This is a genomic window from Shinella sp. BE166 (assembly GCF_051201095.1).
Classification (GTDB): Bacteria; Pseudomonadota; Alphaproteobacteria; order Rhizobiales; family Rhizobiaceae; genus Shinella; species Shinella lacus.
This window is the reverse complement of record NZ_JBPEHL010000011.1, coordinates 177,838-202,867: the sequence shown is the minus strand read 5'-3', so window position 1 is coordinate 202,867 and position 25,030 is coordinate 177,838. Positions and strand designations below refer to the sequence as shown.

21 protein-coding genes and 1 pseudogene are annotated in these 25,030 nt (G+C 65.7%); 18 read left to right on the top strand and 4 right to left on the bottom strand.

The features are described 5' to 3' along the window. Positions 1-14 precede the first annotated feature (14 nt). The 3 genes from J2Y63_RS24295 to J2Y63_RS24285 all read left to right on the top strand — a co-directional run bounded on the left by J2Y63_RS24295 (position 15) and on the right by J2Y63_RS24285 (position 3,037). Entirely contained in the window at positions 15-458 is a 444-nt protein-coding gene (locus tag J2Y63_RS24295) for a DoxX family protein (RefSeq protein ID WP_435268225.1), read from the top strand. Then, complete coding sequence (locus J2Y63_RS24290; RefSeq protein WP_435268189.1) at positions 458-2,050, top strand: MFS transporter; 1,593 nt, start codon at positions 458-460, stop codon at positions 2,048-2,050. Before J2Y63_RS24295 ends, J2Y63_RS24290 begins: the two co-directional genes overlap by 1 nt. Positions 2,051-2,215: 165 nt before the next feature. Next, complete coding sequence (locus J2Y63_RS24285) at positions 2,216-3,037, top strand: alpha/beta fold hydrolase (protein WP_435268224.1); 822 nt, start codon at positions 2,216-2,218, stop codon at positions 3,035-3,037. 195 nt (positions 3,038-3,232) lie between these two features. Here J2Y63_RS24285 and J2Y63_RS24280 read toward each other — a convergent pair whose 3' ends face one another. Beyond that, positions 3,233-4,183: a LysR family transcriptional regulator gene (locus J2Y63_RS24280; RefSeq protein ID WP_435268188.1), complete on the bottom strand. Its 951-nt coding sequence runs from the start codon at positions 4,181-4,183 to the stop codon at positions 3,233-3,235. A gap of 85 nt (positions 4,184-4,268) precedes the next feature. On the opposite strand from J2Y63_RS24280, the gene J2Y63_RS24275 reads away from it, so the two are divergent. The 10 genes and pseudogenes from J2Y63_RS24275 to J2Y63_RS24230 all read left to right on the top strand — a co-directional run. Beyond that, the gene (locus J2Y63_RS24275) at positions 4,269-5,135 is read left to right on the top strand and encodes a dioxygenase (RefSeq protein WP_435268187.1); all 867 of its coding nucleotides are present in this window, start codon (positions 4,269-4,271) and stop codon (positions 5,133-5,135) included. Further along, complete coding sequence (locus J2Y63_RS24270; protein ID WP_435268186.1) at positions 5,132-6,193, top strand: maleylacetate reductase; 1,062 nt, start codon at positions 5,132-5,134, stop codon at positions 6,191-6,193. Before J2Y63_RS24275 ends, J2Y63_RS24270 begins: the two co-directional genes overlap by 4 nt. A gap of 39 nt (positions 6,194-6,232) precedes the next feature. Next, positions 6,233-7,513: an ABC transporter substrate-binding protein gene (locus J2Y63_RS24265; RefSeq protein WP_435268185.1), complete on the top strand. Its 1,281-nt coding sequence runs from the start codon at positions 6,233-6,235 to the stop codon at positions 7,511-7,513. A 12-nt stretch (positions 7,514-7,525) separates the two neighbouring features. Continuing rightward, on the top strand, positions 7,526-8,245 hold the full coding sequence (locus J2Y63_RS24260; protein WP_435268184.1) for an ABC transporter ATP-binding protein: 720 nt from the start codon (positions 7,526-7,528) through the stop codon (positions 8,243-8,245). After that, on the top strand, positions 8,242-8,961 hold the full coding sequence (locus J2Y63_RS24255) for an ABC transporter ATP-binding protein (protein ID WP_435268183.1): 720 nt from the start codon (positions 8,242-8,244) through the stop codon (positions 8,959-8,961). The genes J2Y63_RS24260 and J2Y63_RS24255 overlap by 4 nt, the downstream gene beginning before the upstream one ends. After that, positions 8,948-9,811 (top strand): branched-chain amino acid ABC transporter permease, encoded by an 864-nt coding sequence (locus tag J2Y63_RS24250; protein ID WP_435268182.1) that lies wholly within the window; start codon positions 8,948-8,950, stop codon positions 9,809-9,811. The genes J2Y63_RS24255 and J2Y63_RS24250 overlap by 14 nt, the downstream gene beginning before the upstream one ends. A gap of 9 nt (positions 9,812-9,820) precedes the next feature. Then, on the top strand, positions 9,821-10,903 hold the full coding sequence (locus tag J2Y63_RS24245; RefSeq protein WP_435268181.1) for a branched-chain amino acid ABC transporter permease: 1,083 nt from the start codon (positions 9,821-9,823) through the stop codon (positions 10,901-10,903). After that, positions 10,896-12,650, top strand: coding sequence for an FAD-dependent oxidoreductase (locus J2Y63_RS24240; protein ID WP_435268180.1), 1,755 nt, complete (start codon positions 10,896-10,898; stop codon positions 12,648-12,650). Before J2Y63_RS24245 ends, J2Y63_RS24240 begins: the two co-directional genes overlap by 8 nt. An 8-nt stretch (positions 12,651-12,658) precedes the next feature. Further along, on the top strand, positions 12,659-13,552 hold the full coding sequence (locus J2Y63_RS24235) for an intradiol ring-cleavage dioxygenase (RefSeq protein ID WP_435268179.1): 894 nt from the start codon (positions 12,659-12,661) through the stop codon (positions 13,550-13,552). 21 nt (positions 13,553-13,573) lie between these two features. Further along, positions 13,574-13,728, top strand: a pseudogene (locus J2Y63_RS24230) (propionyl-coenzyme A carboxylase alpha polypeptide); the annotation flags it as partial. A 17-nt stretch (positions 13,729-13,745) separates the two neighbouring features. Here the strand turns inward: J2Y63_RS24230 and J2Y63_RS24225 are convergent. From J2Y63_RS24225 to J2Y63_RS24215, 3 genes are all read right to left on the bottom strand, one after another. Then, positions 13,746-14,762 carry an NAD-dependent epimerase gene (locus tag J2Y63_RS24225; protein ID WP_435268178.1) on the bottom strand — a complete coding sequence of 339 codons (1,017 nt, stop codon included), beginning with the start codon at positions 14,760-14,762 and terminating at the stop codon, positions 13,746-13,748. Then, positions 14,759-16,102 (bottom strand): UDP-glucose dehydrogenase family protein, encoded by a 1,344-nt coding sequence (locus J2Y63_RS24220; protein ID WP_435268177.1) that lies wholly within the window; start codon positions 16,100-16,102, stop codon positions 14,759-14,761. Before J2Y63_RS24220 ends, J2Y63_RS24225 begins: the two co-directional genes overlap by 4 nt. 307 nt (positions 16,103-16,409) lie before the next feature. Next, positions 16,410-17,372, bottom strand: coding sequence for a glycosyltransferase family 32 protein (locus J2Y63_RS24215; protein WP_435268176.1), 963 nt, complete (start codon positions 17,370-17,372; stop codon positions 16,410-16,412). A 188-nt stretch (positions 17,373-17,560) separates the two neighbouring features. Here J2Y63_RS24215 and J2Y63_RS24210 point away from each other — a divergent pair, with 188 nt between their 5' ends. The 5 genes from J2Y63_RS24210 to J2Y63_RS24190 all read left to right on the top strand — a co-directional run bounded on the left by J2Y63_RS24210 (position 17,561) and on the right by J2Y63_RS24190 (position 25,030). Continuing rightward, positions 17,561-19,474 (top strand): dipeptide ABC transporter ATP-binding protein, encoded by a 1,914-nt coding sequence (locus tag J2Y63_RS24210; protein WP_435268175.1) that lies wholly within the window; start codon positions 17,561-17,563, stop codon positions 19,472-19,474. Beyond that, the gene (locus J2Y63_RS24205; RefSeq protein ID WP_435268174.1) at positions 19,471-21,372 is read left to right on the top strand and encodes an ABC transporter substrate-binding protein; all 1,902 of its coding nucleotides are present in this window, start codon (positions 19,471-19,473) and stop codon (positions 21,370-21,372) included. The genes J2Y63_RS24210 and J2Y63_RS24205 overlap by 4 nt, the downstream gene beginning before the upstream one ends. Positions 21,373-21,586: 214 nt before the next feature. Further along, positions 21,587-22,585 (top strand): ABC transporter permease, encoded by a 999-nt coding sequence (locus tag J2Y63_RS24200; RefSeq protein WP_256119227.1) that lies wholly within the window; start codon positions 21,587-21,589, stop codon positions 22,583-22,585. Then, entirely contained in the window at positions 22,582-23,757 is a 1,176-nt protein-coding gene (locus tag J2Y63_RS24195) for an ABC transporter permease (RefSeq protein WP_435268173.1), read from the top strand. The genes J2Y63_RS24200 and J2Y63_RS24195 overlap by 4 nt, the downstream gene beginning before the upstream one ends. Positions 23,758-23,830: 73 nt before the next feature. Next, entirely contained in the window at positions 23,831-25,030 is a 1,200-nt protein-coding gene (locus J2Y63_RS24190; protein WP_435268172.1) for a glycosyltransferase family protein, read from the top strand.

The window sequence follows — 25,030 nt, the reverse complement described above, 5'->3', positions numbered from 1 at the left end:
ACATGCTGCAAACCATGGAACAGCGCGCGGCAAAGGTCTGCGCGCCCTTCATCATCAGCCATCCGGTGCGGCTTCTGGCGCTGCTCGGGCTCTGCGCCGCCTATATCCAGGGCAGCCTGATGAAGCTCTTCGATTTCAACAGCGCCATTGCCGAGATGGAGCATTTCGGCCTGACGCCCGCCGCCCCAATCGCCGCCGCGGTCATCTTCTTCGAGCTCGCCTGCTCGGCCATGGTGCTGACCGGCTTCTGCCGCTGGATCGGCGCGCTGGCGCTCTCGGCCTTCACGCTGATGGCAACCTTCATCGCGCTGCGCTTCTGGGAAATGACGCCCGGCATGGAGCGCATGATGGCGACCAACGCTTTCTTCGAGCATCTCGGCCTTGCCGGCGCCTTCCTGCTCGTCGCCTGGTACGACCTGCACCGCTGGAAGACGGCACCCCGGGAGGACTGGACCTGATGGCCGCCGACACCGCCCGCCCGCCCGGCGCTTTCGCGCCCTTGCGCCAAAAAGTCTTCGCCGTGCTCTGGGTGGCGACGATCGTCGGCAATATCGGCACCTTCGTGCGCGATGTCGCAAGCTCCTGGCTGGTGACGGACCTTTCCGCCGCACCCGCCGCCGTCGCCCTCATCCAGGCCGCCTCCACCTTCCCGATTTTCCTGCTGGCGATCCCCGCCGGCGTGCTTTCCGATATCCTCGACCGGCGCAAATTTTTGATCGTCATCCAGCTCATCCTCGCCACCGCCAGCATCTCGCTGCTGACGCTGTCGGCGACCGGGCTGCAATCCATCACCTCGCTCGTCGCCTTCACCTTCATCGGCGGCATCGGCGCGGCGCTGATGGCGCCCACCTGGCAGGCGATCGTGCCGGAACTGGTGACGAAGGCCGACGTCAAGGGCGCCATCGCGCTGAATTCGCTCGGCATCAACATTTCCCGCGCCATCGGCCCGGCCCTTGGCGGCGTGCTGCTCGCCACCTTTGGCGCGGCGGTCACCTATGGTGTCGACGTCATCAGCTATGTCTTCGTCATCGCCGCCCTCCTCTGGTGGCGGCGGCCGGCCAACAGCGAGGATGCGCTGTCGGAGCGCTTTTTCGGTGCCTTCCGCGCGGGCCTGCGTTATGCCAAGTCGAGCCGCGAGCTGCATGTCGTGCTCGTGCGCGCCGCCGTGTTCTTCGCCTTTTCCAGCGCGGTCTGGGCGCTGCTGCCATTGGTGGCGCGCAACCTGCTCGGCGGCACGGCCGGTTTCTACGGCGTGCTGCTCGGCGCGGTGGGTGCCGGCGCCATCGGCGGAGCCTTCCTGATGCCGATGCTGCGCGCCCGCTTCGACGTCGACGGGCTGATGCTGCTCGCCGCCATCGCCGCCGCGGCCGTCATGGCGGGGCTGTCGCTCGCCCCGCCGCAATGGGTGGCGATCGTGTTGCTGCTGCTGCTCGGCGCCGGCTGGATCACCGCGCTCACCACGCTCAACGGCACGGCGCAATCCGTGCTGCCGAACTGGGTGCGCGGCCGCTCGCTTGCCATCTACCTCACCGTGTTCAACGGCGCGATGACCGCCGGCAGCCTCGCCTGGGGCACGATTGCCGAGGCGCTCGGCATTTCCGCCACGCTGCTGGCCGCCGCCGCCGGCCTCCTGGTCGTCGGCCTGGTCTTCCACCGGCTGAAGCTGCCGAAGGGCGAGGCCGACCTCGTGCCCTCCAACCATTGGCCCGAGCCGCTGACCGCCGGCGCGGTGGAAAACGACCGCGGCCCCGTGTTGATCACCGTCGAATACCGGGTGGATGCCGCCGACCGCGCGGCCTTCCTTGCCGCACTCGACACCTTCTCCTCGGAACGGCGGCGCGACGGCGCCTATGGCTGGGGCGTGACGGAGGACGCGGCCGACCCGGAAATCTTCCTCGAATGGTTCTTCGTGGAATCCTGGGCCGAACACCTGCGCCAGCACCGCCGCATCTCGAAAGCCGATGCCGACCTGCAGGCGGAGGTGCGGAAATTCCACAAGGGCGAAGACCCGCCGACCGTGCGCCACCTGCTCGCCGCCGACCGGCGCTGACAGACGCCAACATCACCCGATCAAAGGAGGAGGTTCATGACCGACTGGAGCACCCTATTGCCCATCACCCGGCGCCAGACACTGACCGCCGCAGCCCTTGCCGGCGCGGCCACATTGCTGCCCCGCCTTGCCTTTTCACAAACCCAACCCGAAGGAGCAGAGACCATGAACACCATCACGACGAAGGACGGAACCCGGATTTTCTACAAGGATTGGGGCACGGGCCAACCGATCCTGTTTTCGCATGGCTGGCCGCTTTCGGCGGATGCCTGGGATGCGCAGATGCTGTTCTTCGGCCAGAACGGCTTTCGCGTCATCGCCCATGACCGGCGCGGCCACGGCCGGTCCGATCAGCCCTGGGACGGCAACACTATGGACCAATATGCCGACGATCTTGCCGAGCTGATCGAAAAGCTCGACCTCAAGGACCTCGTCATGATCGGCCATTCCACCGGCGGCGGCGAAGTCGCCCATTATATCGGCCGCCACGGCACGGCGCGCGTCGCTAAGGTGGTGCTGGTCGGCGCGGTGCCGCCCCTGATGCTGAAGACCGAGGCCAACCCGGAAGGCACGCCATTGGAAGTCTTCGACGGCATCCGCCAGGGCACGGCGACCAACCGCTCGCAGTTCTTCAAGGACCTGACCATGCCCTTCTACGGCTTCAACCGCGAAGGCGCCAAGGTCAACGAGGGTTTCCGCGAGAGCTTCTGGCTGCAGGGCATGGCGGGCTCCATCAAGGGCCATTACGACTGCGTGCACGAATTCTCCGAGGTCGACTACACCGAAGACCTCAAGAAGATCGACCGCCCGACCCTCATCATCCACGGCGACGACGACCAGATCGTGCCCATCGCGGCGTCTGCGGAGAAGTCGGCGAAGATCGTGAAGGATGCGCAGCTGCTCGTTTACAAAGGCGGTGCGCATGGGCTGGCGGAGGTGCAGGCGGAAAAGTTCAATGCCGATGTGCTGGCGTTTGTGAAGGGTTGATGTCGTGGGGTGCCGCCAAGGCACCCCCCCTCTGCCCTGCCGGGCATCTCCCCCTCAAGGGGGGAGATCGGCAAGAGGCAGGAATAGCACTCAAACTGCACCGTCAAAGATGAGCTAAACGGTGCCCCATCCAATCTCCCCCCTTGAGGGGGAGATGGCCGGCAGGCCAGAGGGGGGAGCCACAACCGCTGCCCCTCAAAGCCCCCAAACCACCGATTCCTCATGCCGCTTGATCAGGTGCTTGAGATTGTCGAAGCCGCTCTGCACATGGCGGGCGAAGTGGTCGACGGCGGGCATACGCGGGGCGTCGGCGCGTTTCAGGAGGCCGAGGGCGCGCTGGGGGTGGGGCACGTTGACCGGCAGCGCGGTGATCGATTTTTCGTTGCGCTGGGCAAAGACCACGCTGTGCGGCAGCACGGTCAGCGCATCGCTGCCCTTCAGGAAATTGACGACGCTCATCAGCGAGCCGCCGGTATAGCGGATGCGGATCTCGGTGGCGCCGAAGGACAGCAGCATGCTGCGCAGGTCGGCGAGCAGCGGGCTACCCGGCGGCGGCGCGACCCAGGGGTAATCCAGCAGGTGTATCGGCTGCGGGCGGCGCTTCAAAAGCAGCGGATGCGTGACGCGGCAGGCGACGACGTTGCGGCCGGGCAGGATTTCGTGGAATTGCAACCCCGAGCCCTCGTCGAGAATATCGATGGGGCAGATGGCGAGGTCGATCTGGTCGGCCTTCAGGGCGGCGCGCAGATCGGGAAAATAACCGTAGCTCTGGTCGACGCGCACATCCGGATGCTGATTCTGGAATTCGGCGATCATGCCCGAGATCAGCGCATCCATGAAAAAGGGCGTGCCGCCGATGCGCACCGTGCCGCCCTTGCCGACGCGAAAACTCTCGATCGTATCGGAGGCCTTGCGCGAGGCGGCGAGCATGACCTGGCCGTGATCGGCGAGCGCGCGGCCGAGCGGCGTTGGCTGGAGCGGCCGTTTTCCCTTGAGAAACAGCGGTTCGCCGAGGCGTTTTTCCAGCATCGACAGGGTGCGCGAGACGGCCGGCTGCGCCATGCCGAGCAGCGCCGCGCCCTCGGTGACTCCGCCCGTCTTGACGACGGCGGCAAGCTGGATCAGGTGGCGCTCGTCTATCTTCATAACGATCTGTTATATTATCCCGGCACAAAATCATCAATGCCGCGTCCGACCTTTGCTAGATTTCCCTCAGCTTGGAGGAGAAAGCATGCCGGGACCGATGGTTTCCCCTGTCGATACCTTGACCGCGTCGGACGCTTTTGCGCGCCGGATCGCTGCTGCCGGCGACGGCAGGCTGCGCCAGGCGCTGAGCGCGACCGTCATCCATCTCCACGCGCTGATTGCCGAACTGAAGCCGACGCCCGCCGAATGGCGCAGCCTTATCGCCTTCCTCACCGAAGTCGGCCATGCAGCAGACGACCGCCGCCAGGAATGGGTACTGCTCTCCGATCTTCTGGGCGCCTCGGCCCTCGTCGAGGAGGTCAACACGCGCCGCCCGAAGCTTGCGACGCCGAACACGGTGCGCGGCCCGTTCTTCCGCGCCGATGCGCCGGAACGCCCGCTTGGCAGCGACATCTCGCTCGACGGTATCGGCGAAGGGCTTGCCGTTTCCGCCCGCGTGCAGGATCTCGATGGCGCGCCGATATCCGGTGCCGAGGTCATCACCTGGCAGGCGAATGCCGCCGGCCTCTACGAGAACCAGCAGCCGGATCTCCAGCCGGAATTCAACCTGCGCGGCCTGTTTCGCACCGATGGCGAGGGCCGGTTCCATTACCGCACCATCCGCCCGGCGGGCTATGGCGTGCCGGAGGACGGCCCGGTCGGCACGCTGCTGCGCAAGGCCGGCCTGCCGCTGCGCCGCCCCGCGCACCTGCATTTCATGATCAAGGCGGCCGGCTTCGAGACGATCGTCACCCATCTCTATGATGCCAGCGACCCGCAGCTCGACGCGGATGCGCTGTTCGGCGTCAAGCCGGAGCTGATCTGCCGTTTCGAGCGCGCGGCCGACAAGCCGTGTTTCCGGCTCGACTACACCTTCGTCATGGCGCGATCGAAACAGGGAGCACCGGCGTGACCCGCGACTTCGTCTATTCCACCAGCCCGGCCCAAATCGTCTTCGGCGCCGGCAAGCTCGACACCGTCGGCGATTGGCTCGACCGGATCGGCTGCCGCCGTGCCCTCGTGCTCTCGACGCCGCACCAGAAAGCGGATGCCGAAAAGCTGGCGGAAACGCTCGGGGTCCGTGCGGCCGCGGTCTTCGCCGGTGCCGTGATGCACACGCCCGTCGACGTGACGGAAAAGGCTATGGACGTTGTGCGTCAGACGGGCGCGGACTGCGTCGTCTCGCTCGGCGGCGGCTCGACGACGGGGCTTGGCAAGGCGATCGCCTATCGCACCGACCTGCCGCAGATCGTCATCCCGACGACTTATGCCGGCTCGGAGGTGACGCCGATCCTCGGCCAGACGGAGGCCGGCCGCAAGACGACGGTGCGCGCCGCCAGCATTCTGCCGGAAGTGGTGATCTACGATCCGGCGCTGACGCTCGGCCTGCCGGTCGCCATGAGCGTCACGAGCGGGCTCAACGCCATGGCGCATGCCGTGGAGGCGCTTTACGCCGAAGACCGCAACCCCGTTTCCACGCTGATGGCGATCGAGGGCCTCAGGGCCTTCCGCCAGAGCCTGCCGCAGCTCGTGGCGCAGCCCCGGGACACCGAAGTGCGGGCGGAGGCGCTCTATGGCGCCTGGCTCTGCGGCACGGTGCTCGGCACGGTCGGCATGGCGCTGCACCACAAGATCTGCCACACGCTCGGCGGCACCTTCGATACGCCGCATGCCGATACGCATGCGATCATGCTGCCGCACACTGCGGCCTTCAACGCCGTCGCCGTGCCCGACCTGCTCGCCCCGGTGGCAAGCATGTTCGGCGGTTCGGTCGGCGGCGGGCTGTGGGATTTCGCGAAAGCCGCCGGGGCGCCGCTGGCGCTGAAGGACCTCGGCCTTACCGAAGCCGATCTCGACCGCGCCGCCGAGATCGCCACGCAAAGCCCTTACCGCAATCCGCGCGCCATCGACCGTCCGTCGATCCGCGCGCTGTTGCAGGATGCCTGGGAGGGCAGACGGCCGGCCAATTGACGTCACCCTTCGGGAGGAAGGGTTTTGGGAGGAAGAACCATGCTGACGAGACGCGAACTTCTGAAGACCACGGCGGCCGGAAGCGCCGTCGCCCTGACATCGGGCTTTCCGATGCCGGCGATCGCGCAGAATGCGGCGATCAAGCTCGGCTATGTGAGCCCGCAGACCGGGCCGCTCGCCGCCTTCGGCGAGGCGGACAGCTTCGTCATCGACGCCTTCCTGACGGCGGCGAAAGCCAAGGGGCTGAACTACGAGATCATCGTCAAGGACAGCCAGTCGAACCCCAATCGCGCGGCGGAAGTGGCCAAGCAGCTGATCGTCGACGACGAGGTCAACCTGATGCTCGTCGCCTCGACGCCGGAGACGACCAATCCGGTCGCGACGACCGCGGAAGCCGAGGGCATGCCCTGCATTTCCACCGTCGCCCCTTGGCAGCCCTGGTTCATCGGCCAGCAGGGCAATCCCGGCGATCCGGCCTCCTGGAAGCCGTTCGACTATGCCTTCCACTTCTTCTGGGGGCTGGAGGACGTCATCGCCGTCTTCACAAACATGTGGGCGCAGGTCGGGACCAACAAAAAGGTCGGCGGCCTGTTCCCGAACGACGGCGACGGCAATGCCTGGGGCGACAAGGTCGTCGGCTTCCCGCCGGTGCTGGAGAAGATGGGCTATTCGCTGAACGACCCCGGCCGCTACCAGAACATGACGGACGATTTTTCCGCGCAGATCAATGCCTTCAAGGCGGGCCAATGCGAGATCATCACCGGCGTCGTCATCCCGCCGGATTTCACCACCTTCTGGAACCAGGCCAAGCAGCAGGGTTTCGTGCCCAAGGTCGCCTCGATCGGCAAGGCGCTGCTCTTCCCGCAGGCGGTGGAGGCGCTGGGCAATGCCGGGCACAACCTCTCGTCCGAGGTCTGGTGGTCGCCGAGCCATCCGTTCAAATCGTCGCTGACCGGCGAGACCTCGGCCGAGGTCGCGGCCGCCTTCACCAAGACGACCGGCCGGCCCTGGACGCAGCCGATCGGCTTTGCCCATGCGCTGTTCGAGCTGGCGGTCGACGCACTCACCCGCGCCGAGGACCCGACGGACGGCGATGCGGTGGCCGCCGCCATTGCCGCGACACGGCTCGACACGCTGGTCGGCCCGATCGCCTGGGACGGCAAGGGCCTGCCGCCCTTTGCGGCGAAGAACATCGCCAAGACGCCGCTCGTCGGCGGCCAGTGGCGGCTGAAGGACGGCGGCGGCTACGATCTCGTCATCACCGACAACAAGACGGCGCCGAACATTCCGACCGGCGGCACCATGGAAGCGATCGCCTGAAGGATCAAAACCATGTCCCTGTTGCAACTCGACAGCGTCTCCAAGCGGTTCGGTGCCCTGACGGTCGCCGATGCGATCAGCCTCACCGTGGAAAACGGTGAGGCGCTCGGCATCATCGGTCCGAATGGCGCCGGCAAGTCGACGCTGTTCAACCTGATCACCGGCACGATCGCGCCCGATAGCGGCACGATCCGCTTTGCCGGCGCCGACGTCACGCGCACGCCGCCGATGGCGCGCTGTCTTTCCGGCATGGGGCGCACCTTCCAGATCCCGCAGCCCTTCGAGAAGCTGACGGTCTTCGAAAACCTGCTGGTCGCCGGCAGTTTCGGCGCAAGGCGCAGCGAGGCGGATGCCTATGACCGCTGCGCCGAAATCCTCGTCGAGACCGGGCTCATCGACAAGGCGAACGTGCCGGCGGGCGGGCTCAGCCTGTTGCAGCGGAAACGCCTGGAACTTGCCCGCGCGCTGGCCACCGAGCCGCGCCTGCTGCTGCTCGACGAGATCGCCGGCGGGCTGACGGAGGGCGAATGCCAGGCGCTCGTCGCCACCATCCGCGCCATCCACGCCAAGGGCGTCGCCGTCATCTGGATCGAGCATGTGCTGCACGCGCTGACCTCGGTCGTCGAACGGCTGCTCGTGCTGCATTTCGGCCGGGTGATCGGCATCGGCGTACCGGCTGAGATCATGGCCTCGCGCGACGTGCAGGAAATCTATCTGGGGATCGAGATATGACGGCGCTTCTCGAAACGAAGGGCCTCAAGGCCTTCTACGGCGATTTCCAGGCGCTGTTCGGCGTCGATATCACTGTGGCCGAAGGCGAGACCATCGCCATCATCGGCGCCAATGGGGCCGGCAAGACGACGCTGATGCGGGCGCTTTCCGGCGTGCTCGCCGGCGCCCCAGACAGCGTGTTTTGCCGTGGCGAGGCCGTGGGTGCTCTCGCCGCGCCCGATATCCTCGCCCGCGGCATCGCCATGGTGCCGGAGGGGCGGCGGCTGTTTCCCTCGCTGACCGTTGAGGAAAACCTGCTGGTCGGTGCCTATGGCAAGCGGCGCGGCGCCTGGACGCTTTCGACCGTCTACGACCTCTTCCCCATCCTCAAGGAGCGCCGCGCCAACCCCGCAACCGCGCTGTCCGGCGGCCAGCAACAGATGGTGGCGATCGGCCGGGCGCTGATGGCCAATCCGGACGTGCTGCTCTGCGACGAGATCAGCCTCGGCCTTGCCCCCGTCGTGGTGCGCGACATCTACGCCGCCTTCCCGCGCATCCGCGAAAGCGGCGCCGCCATCGTCATCGTCGAGCAGGATATCGGCCAGGCGCTGAAGGTGGCGACCCGCGTCTATTGCATGATGGAGGGGCGCATCACGCTTGCTGGCCGGCCGGAGGCGCTCAGCCGCGCGGCGATCCACGCAGCCTATTTCGGAGCGCAAAGCCATGACCATTCTTGATACGATCGTGCAGGGCGTGCTGCTCGGCGGGCTTTATGCGCTGTTTGCCGCAGGCCTCAGCCTGGTCTTCGGCATCATGCGGCTGGTCAACCTTGCCCATGGCGACCTCATCGTGCTCGCCGCCTTCCTCATCCTCGTCCTGGTGAACGGGCTCGGCCTCAACCCCTTCCTCGCCGCGCTGATCGTCGCGCCGCTGATGTTCATAGCAGGCTATGCATTGCAGGCTGTCCTTTTGAACCGGACGCTGGGCAAGGATGTGCTGCCGCCGCTGCTCGTCACCTTCGGCCTGTCGATCGTGCTGCAGAACGCGCTGCTGGAAGGCTTTTCCGCCGATAGCCGCCGCATTTCCGCCGGCGCGCTGGAAACGGCCTCCATCAATCTCGGCTCCATCACCATCGGCCTGATGCCGCTGATGGCCTTCCTCTCGGCGGTCGCCGTCATCGTCGGGCTGAACCTCTTGATCTACCGCACCGCGCTCGGCCGCGCTTTCCGCGCCACCTCCGACGACCCGGTGACGGCGGGCCTGATGGGCATCCGTCCGCGACAGGTTTTTGCCGTGGCGACCGGGCTTGCCATGGCGGTGGTGGCGATCGCCGCGCTCTATCTCGGCACGCGCGCCAATTTCGACCCGACCGCCGGGCCGGCGCGGCTGATCTATGCCTTCGAGGCAGTGATCATCGGCGGCCTCGGCTCGCTCTGGGGCACGCTTGCCGGCGGCGTCATTCTCGGCGTGGCGCAGACGGTCGGCGCGTCGATAAACCCCGAATGGCAGATCCTCTCCGGCCATCTCGCCTTCCTCGCCGTTCTCCTGATCCGGCCGCGCGGCCTCTTCCCGCGCGCCGTCGACTGAGGTGTCACGATGACCATCGCCATCCCCTCCCTCAAGGTCGAAACCCGCACCAGGGCCTCCTCGGTCTCGCGCCTCATAGCGCTCGCCGTGCTGGCGCTCGGCCTTGCCGCCCCCTTCCTCGTCTCGCGCGGCGCGGTGCAGGACCTGTTCTTCATCCTCACCATGCTGGTTCTCGCCCAAAGCTGGAACCTGCTCGCCGGTTATGCCGGCCTCATCTCCGTCGGCCAGCAGGTTTTTGTCGGCTTCGGCGCCTATGCGATGTTCGGCGCGGTCATCCTCTTCGGCATCGACCCGATCCCGGCGATCCTGATTGCCGGGGTGCTCTCGGCACTGCTTGCCATCCCCACCGCCTTCTTCATCTTCCGCCTCTACGGCCCCTATTTCGCCATCGGCACCTGGGTCGTGGCGGAGGTGGTGCGCCTCCTGCTTGCCCAGTGGAAGACGCTCGGCGGCGGCACCGGCACCTCGCTGCCGCGCGAGGCGGTGCGCGACATGGCAGGCGTCGGGCTGCTGCGCGATCTCTTCGGCATGAAACCGGCGCAGGCGAGCGACGCGATCACCTACTGGCTGGCGCTGCTGCTTGCCGCCGCCACCATCGGCTTCATCTACCGTCTGCTGCGCAGCAAGCAGGGGCTCGGCCTTGCCGCCGTGCGCGACAACGAGCAGGCGGCGCGCGCCGTCGGCGTCGATGCGCGGCGCATGAAGGCGATGGTCTATCTCGCCACCGCCTTCATCACGGGGCTCGCGGGCGCCTTGATCTATGTGCAGAAGGCCCGCATCTCGCCCGATGCCGCCTTCTCCGTCACCGACTGGACGGCCTATGTCATCTTCATCGTCGTGATCGGCGGCATCGGCACCATCGAGGGGCCGATCCTCGGCGTCATCCTGTTCTTTCTGTTGCAGAACCTGCTCGCCGACTACGGCTCCTGGTATCTGCTGATGCTCGGCCTTGCCGGCATCCTCACCATGCTTTTCGCGCCGCGCGGCCTCTGGGGCGCCTTCTCCGACCGCACCGGCATCCAGCTCTTTCCGGTCCGCCGCACACTCGTCGGCGGCCCGTCTGTCCATCAGGGAGGATCATCACATGGCTGACATCACCACGGACGTGCTCATCATCGGCACCGGCCCCGCCGGCTCCGCCACCGCGGCGCTGCTTTCGAGCTACGGCGTCGAGAACATGGTGATCAACCGCTACCGCTGGCTCGCCAACACGCCGCGCGCCCACATCACCAACCAGCGCACCATGGAAGTGCTGCGCGACCTCGGCCGCGAGGTGGAGGACGAGGCCTATATGTACGCCGCCGAGCAGGACCTGATGGGCGAGAACGTCTTCTGCACCGCGCTTGCCGGCGAGGAAATCGGCCGCATGAAGAGCTGGGGCAAACACCCTGTCTCGCGCGCCGAACACCAGCTCTCCTCGCCAAGCCACATGAACGACCTGCCGCAGACCTTCATGGAGCCGCTGCTGTTCAAGACCGCCTGCTCGCGCGGCACGCAGGCGCGCATGTCCACGGAATATGTCAGCCACGAACAGGACGCGGACGGCGTCACCACCACCTGTCTCGACCGGCTGACCGGAAAGACGCTGACCGTGCGCTCGAAATATCTCGTCGGTGCGGATGGCGGAAACTCCAAGGTCGCCGAACATGCGGGGCTCTCCTTCGAGGGCCGCATGGGCGTCGCGGGCTCGATGAACATCCTCTTCGAGGCCGACCTGTCGCGCTACGTCGCCCACCGCCCCTCGGTGCTCTACTGGGTCTTGCAGCCGGGCGCCGATGTCGGCGGCATCGGCATGGGGCTGGTGCGCATGGTGCGGCCCTGGCACGAATGGCTGATCGTCTGGGGCTACGACATCAACCAGCCGGCCCCGTCGGTGGACGAGGCGCATGCGAAAAAGGTGGTGCGCGATCTCGTCGGCGTCGCCGATCTCGACGTGACGATCAAATCGGTCTCCACCTGGACCGTCAACAACATGTATGCGACCACGCTCTCGAACGGCCGCGTCTTCTGCATGGGTGACGCCATCCACCGCCATCCGCCCTCCAACGGGCTCGGCTCCAACACCTCCATCCAGGATGCCTTCAACCTCGCCTGGAAGCTCGCCTTCGTGCTGAAGGGCCAGGCGGGCGAAGGGTTGCTCGACAGCTACCAGGCAGAGCGTGCGCCGATCGCCAAGCAGATCGTCACCCGCGCCAACAGGTCGATCGAGGAATTCGGGCCGATCTTCAAGGCGCTCGGCCTGCTGGATTCCATCGACCCGGTGAAGATGCAGCAGAACATGGACGCCCGCTGCAACAACACGCCCGCCGCCGAGGAACAGCGCGCCGCCATCCGTACGGCGATCGCCGCGAAGGTCTATGAATTCGACGCCCATGGCGTGGAGATGAACCAGCGCTACCGCTCGGACGCCGTGGTGAGCGACGGCGAGCCCGAGCCCGCCTTCGAAAAGGACGCGGAGCTGCATTTCCAGCAGACCACCTGGCCCGGCGCCCGCCTGCCGCACGCCTGGGTGTTCGCCGAGGATGGCAAGAAGGTCTCGACGCTGGACCTCGCCGGCCACGGCCGCTTCACGGTGCTGACGGGCATTGGCGGGCAAGGCTGGATCGAGGCGGCAAAGGTGGTCGGCCGCGAACTCGGCATCGAGATTGCGGCGCACGCCATCGGCCCGCGCCAGAACTGGCAGGATTTCACCGGCGACTGGGGCAATCTGCGCGAGGTGCGCGACGGCGGCGTCGTGCTGGTGCGCCCGGACCACCACGTCTGCTGGCGGCAGGCGGACGGTGCCGGTGATCCCGTTGCGGAGCTGCGCCGGGTCATGACCGCTATTCTCGGAAAGTGAGGCTCGCGATGGAAGCGCATGAAAAGGGTTTCTTCACGGAAGAGAATTCCGTCGAGGTCGTCGCCGGCCGCAACCGCAATGCCAAGGACACACGGCTGAAGGCCATCATGGAGGTGGTGACGCGCAAGCTGCACGAGGCGGTGAAGGAGATCGAGCCGACGCAGGAGGAGTGGATGGAGGCGATCCTCTTCCTCACCCGCACCGGCCAGATGTGCAACGAATGGCGGCAGGAGTTCATCCTGCTCTCCGACACGCTCGGCGTCTCGATGCTGGTCGACGCCATCAACAACCGCAAGCCTTCCGGCGCCTCGGAAAGCACGGTGCTCGGGCCGTTCCATGTGCAGGATGCGCCGGAACTGCCGATGGGCGCCAACATCTGCCTCGACCAGAAGGGCGAGGACATGGTGATCTCCGGCCGCATCAGCGACACCGCCGGCCGACCGATCGAAGGTGCGGTGCTGGATGTCTGGCAGGCCAATGACGAGGGTTTTTATGACGTCCAGCAGCTCGGCATCCAGCCGGAATTCAACCTGCGCGGCGTCTTCCGCACCGGCGCGGACGGGCGCTACTGGTTCCGCGCCGTCAAGCCGAAATATTACCCCATCCCGCATGACGGCCCGGTCGGCCAGATGCTGAACCACCTCGGCCGGCATCCGTACCGCCCGGCGCACCTACACTTCATCCTCAAGGCCGACGGGTTCGAAACGCTGATCACCCACATTTTTGATCCGCACGATCCCTATATCGAATCCGATGCGGTTTTCGGGGTGAAGCAGAGCCTGCTTGCGGACTTCCACCTTGTCGAGGATGCGGCGCGGGCGAAGGTGTATGAGTTCGAAGGGTCGTTTTGGGAGGTGGAGTACGATTTTGTTCTGGCGCGGAAGGGTGAAGCGGCGGCTTGAGCGGCGTCGGCGTTTGACAAACCCCCCTCTGCCCTGCCGGGCATCTCCCCCACAAGGGGGGAGATTGAATCGCGGCTACGTCCCGCCTATCGCTTTCGTCGCAGATGAAAGAATGCCCGCGCGCCCATCCAATCTCCCCCCTTGTGGGGGAGATGTCCGGCAGGACAGAGGGGGGTGCCTAAGGGCGCCCCTGTCAGCCGCGCGCCCGCCACTCTCGATACCACTCCACGAACGCCGCAATGCCCTCCTCCAGCTCCACGCTCGGCGCAAATCCGGTGAGGGCGTGCAACAGATCGGTGGAGGCGAAGGTGCGGGGGACGTCGCCTTGCTGCATGGGCATGTAATTGCGCGTGGCGGGGCGGCCGAGGGCTTTTTCGATGGTTTCGATGAAGGCCATCAGTTCCACCGGGTGGCCGCCGCCGATATTGACCACGCGGAAGGGCGCTTGAGCGGAGAGCGTATCGAAGAGGCCGGGCGTCGTGACGCGGCTTGCCTCCACCGGCACGACATCGGCAAGGCGGACGATCGCCTCGACGAGGTCGTCGATATAGGTGAAGTCGCGGCTCATATTGCCCTGGCCGTAGACGTCGATTGCGCGGTCGCTGAGGATCGCGTCGGCGAACTTGATCGGCGCCATGTCCGGCCGGCCCCAGGGGCCGTAGACCGTGAAGAAGCGGAAGGCCGTCGTCGGCACCCTGTAGAGATGGGCGTAGGAATGCGCCATCAGCTCCATGGATTTCTTGGAAGCCGCATAGAGCGTCATCGGCTCGTCGGCGCGGTCGCCCTCGGCAAAGGGGATTTTTTCGTTGGCGCCGTAGATCGAGGAGGTCGAGGCGAGCAGCAGGTGGCGCGGCTGGAGCACTTTTGCCAGTTCCAGCACGTTCCACGAGCCGACGAGGTTGGAATTCACATAGGCGCCGGGATTTTCCAGGCTGTAGCGCACGCCGGCCTGCGCGGCGAGATGGATGATCACGTCCGGCCTTTCTAGGGCGGCGGCGTCGTCCAGTGCCGAGCGATCCTCCAGCATGCCGGTCACCTGGCGGAAGCCGTCACGGGGCGTGAGCAGCGCGAGACGCGCCTCCTTCAGGCGCACGTCGTAATAGGGCGTCATGCCGTCGAAGCCCGTCACCGAATGGCCGTCGTCGAGCAGGCGCCGCGCGAGGTGGAACCCGATGAAACCCGCGGTGCCCGTGACGAGGAAATGCGTCATTCAGCCGCCTCGGCGATCGGCGCGACCATGGGCGACGTGCCGCGGCCGATGCCGACATAGGCGAAGCCATGGCGCTTGACCTCGTCCGGCTTGTAGACATTGCGGAGATCAACGACGAGCGGCCTGCCCATGATGGTCCTGAGCCGCTGGAAATCCAGCGCGCGGAACTGGTTCCATTCGGTCACGATGACCAGCGCGTCGGCGCCCTCGGCAATGTCGTAGGGCGAGGTGCCGTAGGTAATGTTGTCGAGCATGGCGCGAGACGCCTCCATGCCTTCGGGATCATAGGCGAAAACCTTCGCGCCGCCGTCCTGCAGGGCCTGGATGATCGAGATCGACGGCGCGTCGCGCATGTCGTCGGTCTCCGGCTTGAAGGTGAGGCCGAGCACGGCGATCTTCTTGCCGCGCACGTCGCCGTTCAGCGCCGAGATGACTTTGCGGGCCATGGCGCGCTTGCGCGTGTCGTTGATGGCGATGGTGGTTTCGATGAGGCGCACGGGGCTGTCATTGTCCTGCGCGGTCTTCACCAGCGCCAGTGCGTCCTTCGGAAAACACGAGCCGCCATAGCCGGGGCCGGCATGCAGGAATTTTCCGCCGATGCGCCCGTCGAGGCCGATGCCGCGGGAAATCTCCTGCACGTCCGCGCCGACCTTTTCGCAGAGATCGGCGATCTCGTTGATGAAGGTGATCTTCATCGCGAGGAAGGCGTTGGCGGCATATTTGGTGAGTTCGGAGGTGCGCCGGCTGGTGAAGAGCAGCGGCGACTGGTTGAGATAGAGCGGCCGGTAGACCTCGGTCATCACGTCGCGGGCTCGTTCGTCCTCGATGCCGACGACGATGCGGTCCGGCCGCTTGAAATCGCTGATGGCCGCACCTTCGCGCAAAAATTCCGGGTTGGAGACGACGGCGACATCCGCGTCGGGCCGCGTCTCGCGCATGATGCGCTCCACCTCGTCGCCGGTGCCGACGGGCACGGTCGACTTGGTGACGACGACGGTGAAACCCTTGACAGACTGGGCGATTTCACGGGCGGCGGCATAGACATAGGAAAGGTCCGCATGCCCGTCACCGCGCCGCGACGGCGTGCCGACCGCGATGAAGACGACATCGGCATCGCCGACCGGGCCGGCAAATTCCGTGGTGAAGGAGAGCCGCCCTGCCTTGACGTTCTCGGCCACCAGCGCATCGAGCCCCGGCTCGAAGATCGGGATCTCGCCGCGGTTCAGCGCCTCGATCTTCGCTTCCGCCTTGTCGATGCACACGACGGTATGGCCGAAATCCGCAAAACAGGCGCCGGATACCAGCCCCACATAACCGGAACCAATCATCGCGATCTTCATGCTGGTCTTCTCCAAACGGGACTCTGTGGCGGCTGTGCTAACCGCCGATCGTCACAGATAGAATACAATGCCGGGCAAAGCACGGAACGATGCCGGCTTCAAGCGGAATGCGGGCGGTATGTGGTGACGGGGGTTGCTCGCTGCCACCCCCCTCTGCCCTGCCGGGCATCTCCTCCTCAAGGGGGAGATCGGCAAGAGGCACGATCCCTACTCAAAAAGAGACGTTAGAGATGGGCGGGACGCCGCTCCATCCGATCTCCCCCCTTGAGGGGGAGATGGCCGGCAGGCCAGAGGGGGGATGCTGCCCCTACCAGGATTTCCAAGCCAACAGCAGCCCGCCATCCCCCGCCTCCGCCCTCCTGCACGCCGCCTCCACGTCCGAAAACGGCGCCCCCCGCGGCAGTTCGGCGGCCACGATGGCCGCGTCCGCCAGCGTCAGCGAGCCGCCGCGGGCGATGACGGTGAAGAGGAGCGGGCCGGTCGACCACCAGGCGGGGGCGTCCGGCATGCTTTCGATGGCCTTGGGCAGGGCGTCGTTGAGGCGCAGGATGATCGGGTGATGCGCAGGTGCGGCGAGGAAGGAATTGGCGAGGAGCAGGCTGCCGCGGCCGGTCTGGCGCGGCACGGCCTCGGCCATGGCGATGAGGCCGGTCATCGGCAGGATATCGTGGAAGCCGATATCGGTGCGGGCCGGATACCAGTCGCAATCGAGATAGATGCCGCCCTCCTGCTCCAGGAGCAGGTAGCGCGCGACATCCACAGCACCCGGATAATCGCCTTGTTCCAGCATGGCCCGGAAGGCCGCGTTCTCGAAGACGCCGGCGGTTTCCAGGTCCTTTTCGCGCCAGAGGAAATGGCCGTAGCCATGGGTCTTGGCATGGCGCGCCCAGGCTTCCGTCGAGGGCGGAATGGGGCCGTCGCCGATCCACACCTGGTGGATGATCGGCGGGATCGACGTGCGGTTGGCCTCGGCGATCGCGCGGCGCTCGGTGGAGGTGAAGGCGGCGAAGGGCGCCAGAACAGCCGGATCGGGCACGAGATGATACTGGTAGCCGATGCGTTTCAGCGGGTCGCGCTCGGCCTTGGCGAGCTTCAGGAAGGCCGAATGCAGGCGGCGCGGCAGGCCGAGCGCGGTTTGAGGCCCGAGCGCGGAACGCTCCGGATCGCGCGCCACGGCCTCCAGCACCGCGCGCGCCGCGTCAAAAGCGCCGGCATCGCGCTGTGCGGCGGCTTTTTCGAGTTCCGCGTTCAATCGTTGCTTGGCTGACATCAATCTGTCCTAAGGAGGCGCCGGTGCACGGCAATATGGACTGTCATATTCGGTCCGCGCCGGAGCAACGACAACCCCAAACCTGCCGTAAAGTAAGGCGTGGACAGAAAAAAATGCGCGCGCTAGTGTCAAGGCGGGGAACAAGAAAAAGCCGCATGGATAAATATCCGACAGGCGAGAAAGCGCATATGGATTCGAATGGGATCGGCCGGCCGCGAGACCTGCTGCGGATTGAAGGCCTGCACGTCTCCTTCGCGCTGATGGGCGCAAGGATCACGGCCGTCAGGGGCGCGAGCCTCAGGGTGTTGCCCGGCAAGGTGACGGCCCTGGTGGGGGAATCCGGCTCCGGCAAGTCCGTCATCAGCCTGGCCGCCATGGGCCTGCAGGCGCCGAGTGCGCGGGTTTCCGGCAAGATCCTGTTCGACGACCCGCTCTCCGACAAGGCCCCCATCGACATCCTGTCCCTGCCGCATGACGGCCAGAAGATCCGCTCGATCCGCGGCGGGCGCATGGGCATGATCTTCCAGGAGCCGATGACCTCCTTTTCGCCGCTGCACACGATCGGCGACCAGATCAGCGAGACGCTGCGCATTCATACGGGCCTGACGGGCGCCGAGATGCGCGAGCGCTGCGAGGACATGCTGTCGCGCGTCGGCTTCCACAATCCGCGCAAGGTCTACGACATGTATTCCTTCGAATTGTCGGGCGGCATGCGCCAGCGCGCGATGATCGCGATGGCGCTGGTCTGCGGCCCGGCGCTGTTGATCGCCGACGAGCCGACGACCGCGCTCGACGTGACCATCCAGGCGCAGATCCTGAAGCTGCTCAAGGACCTGCAATTGCAGATGGACATGGCCGTGCTGCTCGTCACGCACGATCTCGGCGTCGTCGCCAATATCGCCGACGAGGTGGTGGTGATCTACCAGGGCGAGATCATGGAGGCCGGGCCGGTCGAGACGATCTTCCATCGCCCCGCCCATCCCTATCTCAAGGGCCTGATGGCGGCGATCCCGCATTTCGGCATGCAGCGCGGCGACCGGCTGAGGCCGCTGCGCGAGATCGAGGTCAACCAGGAAAGCCTGCTCTCGAAGAAATACCAGGCGCGCACCGGGCCGGACATCATCCTGTCGGTGCGCGACCTTTCCAAAACCTTCGCGATCCGCAAGGACAACTGGCAGATGCCGGGCAAGGCGAAGGAAAAGGCGCGGCCCGCCGTCGACGGCGTCAGCTTCGACATCCGGCGCGGCGAATGCCTCGGCCTGGTCGGCGAAAGCGGCTGCGGCAAGACCACGGTCAGCAAGATTTTGATGCGCGCCATCGAGCCCGATACCGGCTCCGTGCTGTTCGACGACGGGCGCGGGCCGATCGACGTCTTAAAGGCCAAGGGCGCGGAATTGCAGGCACTGCGCACCCGCATGCAGATGGTCTTCCAGGACCCGCTCTCCTCGCTCTCGCCGCGCATGACGATCGGCGAAATCCTGCGCGAACCGCTCGACATCCACGATTACGGCGACGTCGCCAAGCGCAAGATGGCGATCAAGGCGCTGATCCGCGCCATCGGCCTCGACGAGGCCTCGCTGAAGCGCTACCCGCACAGCTTTTCCGGCGGCCAGCGCCAGCGCATCGGCATCGCCCGCGCGCTCGCACTCGGCCCGAGCATGATCATCTGCGACGAGCCGGTCTCGGCGCTCGACGTTTCCGTGCAGGCGCAGATCCTGAACCTCCTGAAGGACCTCCAGAAGGATCTCGGCCTCACCTACCTGTTCATCTCGCACAACCTCGCCGTCGTCGATTACATGGCCGACCGCGTCGCGGTGATGTGGGCGGGGCGCATCGTGGAGATCGCGCCGCGCGAGATCATCATGACGGCACCGGTGCATCCCTATACGCGCGCGCTGCTCGACGCCGTGCCCTTCCCCGATCTCGAACGCCCGTTGAACTTCGAGACGGCCGGCAAGACCAGCGCCGTGTCGCGTGAAAGCTGGGCGCGCGCCTTCCGCGATGATGAGGACGGCGGCGACGGCATGGCGCCGGCCGATCTCGGCGGTGGCCATTTCGTGCTGGCGCGGCGCAATGCCGATGTACGGGAACTGTCATCGTGATCACGCGCCGCGCCACACTCGGCCTCTTGGCTGCCGCTTTCCTCCCCGGTCTCGCCCGGGCGGGCGGCGGCGAATCCAAGTATCTGAAAGATAAGGTCGAGGCCGGCGAATTGCCGCCCGTCGCCGAACGGCTGCCGAAGGTGCCGCGCGTCGTCAACACGGCGGCGCTTGGCGGGGAGCCTGGCGTGCAGGGCGGCAGCGTGCGCATGCTGATCGGTGGCCAGCGCGACGTGCGGCTGATGCCGATCAACAGCTATTCGCGCCTCGTCGGCTATGACCGCGACCTGAAGCTCCAGGCCGACATCCTCGAAAGCTATACGGTGGAGGAAGAGCGCATCTTCACCTTCCGCCTGCGCGAGGGCCACAAATGGTCGAGCGGCGATCCCTTCACGGCGGAGGATTTCCGCTATTGCTGGGAAGACGTCATCCTCAACCGCGAGCTCCTCAAGGGCGGACCGCCGACGGACCTTCTCGTCGAGGGCAAGCCGCCGATCTTCTCGGTGATCGACGACGTGACCGTGCGCTACGCCTGGGAAAAGCCGATCCCGGATTTCCTGCCCAAGCTCGCCTCGCCCATCCCGCTAGTGCTGGCGCTGCCGGCGGCCTACATGCGGCAGTTCCACAAGAAGTTCCAGGCCGCCGACGTGCTGGAAAAGCACATCATAAAGCAGCGCGTCGATGATTGGCGCGGCCTGCACATCAAGATGTCGCGCCAGACCCGGCCGGAAAATCCCGACCTGCCGACGCTCGAAGCCTGGCGCCCGCGCACCGCGCCGCCCGCCGAACAGTTCATCTTCGAGCGCAACCCCTTCTTCCACCGGGTGGACGAGAACGGCACGCAGCTGCCCTATGTCGACAAGGTGGTGATGAACGTCTCCTCGCCGGATTTGATTTCCGCCAAGACCGCGACGGGCGAGAGCGATCTCCAGGTCGCCAATCTCGACTTCGCCGACTATACGCTCCTGAAGAATGCCGAGACGATCTATCCGATCAATGTGCTCCTGTGGAAGCGCACCCTCGGCTCGCGCGTGGCGCTGGTCCCCAATCTCAACTGCGGCGACGAGGGATGGCGCAAGGTGCTGCGCGACGTGCGCGTGCGCCGCGCCATGTCGCTGGCGCTGAACCGCACGGAAATCAACAAGGCGGTGTTCTACGGCCTCGGCCAGGAGAGCGCCAACACGGTGCTGCCGGAAAGCCCGCTGTTCAAGCCGGAATATGCCAAGGCCTGGGCCGCCTTCGATCCCGACCAGGCCAATCGCCTGCTCGACGAGGCCGGCCTCGACAAGCGCGACGACGAGGGACTGCGCCTGCTGCCGGACGGCCGTTCCGCCCATATCGTCGTGGAAAGTGCCGGCGAAAGCACGCTGGAGACGGACGTGCTGGAACTGATCACCGATCATTTCCGCCTGGTCGGCCTCGGGCTCTTCGTTCGCACCTCGCAGCGCGATATCTTCCGCAGCCGCGCCATCGGCGGCGAGATCGTCATGTCCGTCTGGTACGGGCTCGACAATGGCGTGCCGACGCCGGAAATGTCGCCGCTCGAACTCGCGCCGACCGCCGACGACCAGCTCCAGTGGCCGGTCTGGGGCATGTATTACGCGACCGTCAAGACCAAGGGCGAGCCGCCCGACATGCCCGAGGTGCAATATCTCGTCGACAAGCTCACCGCCTGGGAGATGACGACGACCGAGGCTGAGCGCGAGACGATCTGGCACGACATGCTGAAACACCATGCCGAACAGGTCTTCACCATCGGCACGGTCAACGGCATTTCCCAGCCGATCGTGCGCTCGCGCCGCCTTCGCAACATCCCCGCCAAGGCCCTCTGCGGCTTCCAACCCACCGCCTTCCTCGGCGTCTATATGCCGGATACGTTCTGGTATGAGGAGAGTGCGTGATGTTGCAGAGCCCTTCACACGCCACACCCCCCTCTGCCCTGCCGGGCATCTCCCCCTCAAGGGGGGAGATCGGCAAGAGGCTGGCCCTTCACTCGAAACGCGAGCCTTTGAAATTGGCGAAACGGTGCTCCATCCAATCTCCCCCCTTGAGGGGGAGATGGCCGGCAGGCCAGAGGGGGGTATTCGCCCAACGCCACGCTGAGAGGCCCACCCGATGATCCGCTATATCCTCGGGCGCATCGCCGTCATGGTGCCGACCCTGCTTTTGATCTCGATGCTGGTCTTCGTCATCATCGAACTGCCGCCGGGCGATTATTTCGAGAGCTACATTTCGGAACTGCGCGCCATGGGCGAGGCGACCGACATGGCGGAGATCGAGGAGCTGCGCGAGCGCTACGGCTTCGACAAGCCGCCGGTGCTGCGCTACGTGCACTGGGTCGGCGGCATGCTGGTCGGCGATTTCGGTTATTCCTTCGAATATCGCCTGCCGGTCTCCGACGTGGTGGGCGACCGGCTGTGGCTGACGGTGCTGGTCTCCTTCGTCACCATCATCTTCACCTGGCTGATCGCCTTCCCGATCGGCATCTATTCCGCCACCCACCAGTATAGCTGGGGCGATTACGGCCTGACCTTCGCCGGCCTCATCGGCATCGCCGTGCCGAACTTCATGCTGGCGCTCGTCGTGATGTATTTCGCCAATATCTGGTTCGGCGTGTCGATCGGCGGCCTGATGGACCGCGAATATATGGGCGCGGCGATGAGCTGGGAGAAATTCCGCTCCATCCTGTCGCATATCTGGATCCCGGTCATCATCATCGGCACGGCGGGCACCGCCGGCATGGTGCGGCGCCTGCGCGCCAACCTGCTCGACGAACTGAACAAGCAATATGTCGTCACCGCCCGCTCCAAGGGCCTGCATCCGATGCGGGTTCTGCTCAAATATCCGCTGCGCATGTCGCTCAACTTCTTCATCTCCGACATCGGCTCGATCCTGCCCTCGATCATTTCCGGCGCGGAGGTCACGGCCATCGTGCTGTCGCTCGAAACGACAGGCCCCATGCTGATCAAGGCGCTCCAGACCCAGGACATGTATCTCGCCGGCTCCTTCCTGATGTTCCTCGCATTCCTGACGGTCGTCGGCGTGCTGGTGTCCGATATCGCGCTCGCGATCCTCGACCCGCGCATCCGGCTTGGCGGAGGCAGCCGCAAGTGAAGACGCCGCTTCCCGAACCCGGCGCGCCGCTCGGCCACTACGTCTCCGACGCGCCCTTCGATCCCTACGCCGCCGAGCGCAAGGTCGAGGAGCTGAAGACGATCGCCCAGGCCTCGCAGTTCCAGCTCATGTGGTGGCAGTTCCGCCGGCACAGGATGGCGCTTGCCTCCGGCATCTTCCTCATCGCCGTCTACCTGATGATCGCGATCAGCGAGTTCCTGTCGCCCTACAATCTGCACACCCGCAACATCGACTTCATCTATTCGCCGCCGCAGACGCTGCGCTTCATGCACGAGGGATCGTTCGTCGGCCCGTTCGTCTACGGCCAGACGATGAGGCTCGACATGGACACGCTGCAGCGCGTCTATACCGACGACAGGACCGACGTGCAGAAGCTGCGCTTCTTCTGCCGCGGCGACAGCTACAGGTTCTGGGGCCTGTTCCAGTCGGACATGCACCTCGTCTGCCCGGCCAAGGACGGCGAGTTCTTCTTCCTCGGCACGGACCGGCTCGGTCGGGACATGCTGTCGCGCATCCTCTATGGCGCGCGCATCTCGCTCACCATCGGCGCGCTCGGCGTCATGATGAGCTTCGTGCTCGGCATCGTCATCGGCGGTCTTGCCGGCTATCACGGCGGCATTTTCGACCTCATCGTGCAGCGTGTCATCGAGGTGTTGCAATCGATCCCCAGCATTCCGCTGTGGATGGCGCTCGCCGCGATCATTCCGGTCACCTGGAGCCCTATTCTCGTCTATGTCGGCATTACCATCATCCTCGGCATGCTGGACTGGACCGGACTTGCGCGCGCCGTGCGCTCGAAACTTCTTGCCTTGCGCGAGGAAGATTATGTATTGGCGGCCCAGGTCATGGGCGCCGGCAGCGCCCGCATCATCCGCCGCCATCTCGTGCCCGGCTTCATGTCCCATCTGATTGCCAGCGCAACGCTGACCATTCCGGGCATGATCCTCGGCGAGACGGCATTGAGTTTTCTCGGGCTGGGCCTTCGGCCGCCCATCACAAGCTGGGGCATTCTTCTGACAGAGGCTCGCAGCATCAACATCATCGCCCTTTATCCGTGGCTGCTTTTTCCGGTAGTACCTGTCGTTTTGGTCATTCTTGCTTTCAATTTCCTCGGCGATGGACTGCGCGATGCGGCTGACCCCTACAAGTGAGATCGTTGGGACGACCAATGCACAAGAGCAGCTTTTCGACGGCGATCCCGGCGCGAGCCTGGAGGCTTTTCCCGTGAGCCGGAGTTTCGAACACGCCCGCATCCTCATGTACAGCCATGACACGTTCGGTCTCGGCCACCTGCGCCGGTGTCGCACGATCGCGCATGCGCTGGTCGAGGAATATCGCGGCCTCAACGTGCTGATCATCTCGGGCGCCACGATTGCCGGCGCCTTCGATTACCGCGCCCGCGTCGACTTCGTGAAGATCCCGAGCGTCATCAAGCTGCGCAACGGCGAATATACCTCGCTGGAGCGCCATATCGACCTCGAAGACACGCTGACCATGCGCCGCTCGATCATCCGCCACACGGCGGAGACCTTCCGGCCGGACATCTTCATCATCGACAAGGAGCCGATGGGGCTTTCCGGCGAGGTGGAGGAGACGCTTGCCTACCTGAAGGGCCGCGGCACGCGGCTGATCCTGGGCCTTCGCGAAGTGATGGACGCGCCGCACCTGCTCGAAGCCGAGTGGAAGCGCAAGGACGTCATGCACAAGATCGAGAAGTTCTACGACGACATCTGGGTCTATGGCCCGCCGGATTTCTACGATCCGCTGATCGGCCTCGACGTGCCGGACGGTGTGCGCGAAAAGCTGAAATTCGTGGGCTTCCTGCATCGCAACGCGCTGCAGATGGACCGCGCCCAGTACCAGCCGACCGGCGACTATATCCTCGTCACCACCGGCGGCGGCGGCGACGGGGCGGACCTCGTGCAGGACGTCATCCGCGCCTACCAGCACGATCCCGAGCTGACCCACCGGGCGCTGATCGTGCTCGGCCCCTACATGCCGCAAGGCGAGCGCACCAAGCTCACCCAGGAGGCCGCGAAGATCCCCTATATAGAGGTGATCGAGTTCGATTCGCGCATGGAGGACCTCGTTGCCGGCGCGCAGGGCGTGGTGGCGATGGGCGGCTACAACACCTATTGCGAGATCCTTTCCTTCGACAAGCCGGCGCTGATCGTGCCGCGCGTGCAGCCGCGCGAGGAGCAGCTCATCCGCGCCACCCGCGCCGCCGAGCTCGGCCTCATCGACATGCTGCTGCCGGAGGAATCGAGCGATCCGGTCCGCCTTGCCGCTGCGCTGAAGGCGCTGCCGAAGCGCCCGCCGCCGTCGAGCGGCCATCCGGGCCTCCGGCTGGAGGGCCTGCGCCACATCGCCCGCATCGTCGGCGATGAGCTGTCGTCGCGCGAACTGATCCCGTCCGGCGAGTGA

Excerpts from the sequence above, each read along its gene's own strand:
- J2Y63_RS24295 (WP_435268225.1), top strand. The coding sequence starts at position 15 with ATGGAACAGCGCGCGGCAAAGGTCTGCGCGCCCTTCATCATCAGCCAT.
- J2Y63_RS24290 (WP_435268189.1), top strand. The coding sequence starts at position 458 with ATGGCCGCCGACACCGCCCGCCCGCCCGGCGCTTTCGCGCCCTTGCGC.
- J2Y63_RS24285 (WP_435268224.1), top strand. The coding sequence starts at position 2,216 with ATGAACACCATCACGACGAAGGACGGAACCCGGATTTTCTACAAGGAT.
- J2Y63_RS24280 (WP_435268188.1), bottom strand. The coding sequence starts at position 4,183 with ATGAAGATAGACGAGCGCCACCTGATCCAGCTTGCCGCCGTCGTCAAG.
- J2Y63_RS24275 (WP_435268187.1), top strand. The coding sequence starts at position 4,269 with ATGCCGGGACCGATGGTTTCCCCTGTCGATACCTTGACCGCGTCGGAC.
- J2Y63_RS24265 (WP_435268185.1), top strand. The coding sequence starts at position 6,233 with ATGCTGACGAGACGCGAACTTCTGAAGACCACGGCGGCCGGAAGCGCC.
- J2Y63_RS24260 (WP_435268184.1), top strand. The coding sequence starts at position 7,526 with ATGTCCCTGTTGCAACTCGACAGCGTCTCCAAGCGGTTCGGTGCCCTG.
- J2Y63_RS24255 (WP_435268183.1), top strand. The coding sequence starts at position 8,242 with ATGACGGCGCTTCTCGAAACGAAGGGCCTCAAGGCCTTCTACGGCGAT.
- J2Y63_RS24250 (WP_435268182.1), top strand. The coding sequence starts at position 8,948 with ATGACCATTCTTGATACGATCGTGCAGGGCGTGCTGCTCGGCGGGCTT.
- J2Y63_RS24245 (WP_435268181.1), top strand. The coding sequence starts at position 9,821 with ATGACCATCGCCATCCCCTCCCTCAAGGTCGAAACCCGCACCAGGGCC.
- J2Y63_RS24240 (WP_435268180.1), top strand. The coding sequence starts at position 10,896 with ATGGCTGACATCACCACGGACGTGCTCATCATCGGCACCGGCCCCGCC.
- J2Y63_RS24235 (WP_435268179.1), top strand. The coding sequence starts at position 12,659 with ATGGAAGCGCATGAAAAGGGTTTCTTCACGGAAGAGAATTCCGTCGAG.
- J2Y63_RS24225 (WP_435268178.1), bottom strand. The coding sequence starts at position 14,762 with ATGACGCATTTCCTCGTCACGGGCACCGCGGGTTTCATCGGGTTCCAC.
- J2Y63_RS24220 (WP_435268177.1), bottom strand. The coding sequence starts at position 16,102 with ATGAAGATCGCGATGATTGGTTCCGGTTATGTGGGGCTGGTATCCGGC.
- J2Y63_RS24215 (WP_435268176.1), bottom strand. The coding sequence starts at position 17,372 with ATGTCAGCCAAGCAACGATTGAACGCGGAACTCGAAAAAGCCGCCGCA.
- J2Y63_RS24210 (WP_435268175.1), top strand. The coding sequence starts at position 17,561 with ATGGATTCGAATGGGATCGGCCGGCCGCGAGACCTGCTGCGGATTGAA.
- J2Y63_RS24200 (WP_256119227.1), top strand. The coding sequence starts at position 21,587 with ATGATCCGCTATATCCTCGGGCGCATCGCCGTCATGGTGCCGACCCTG.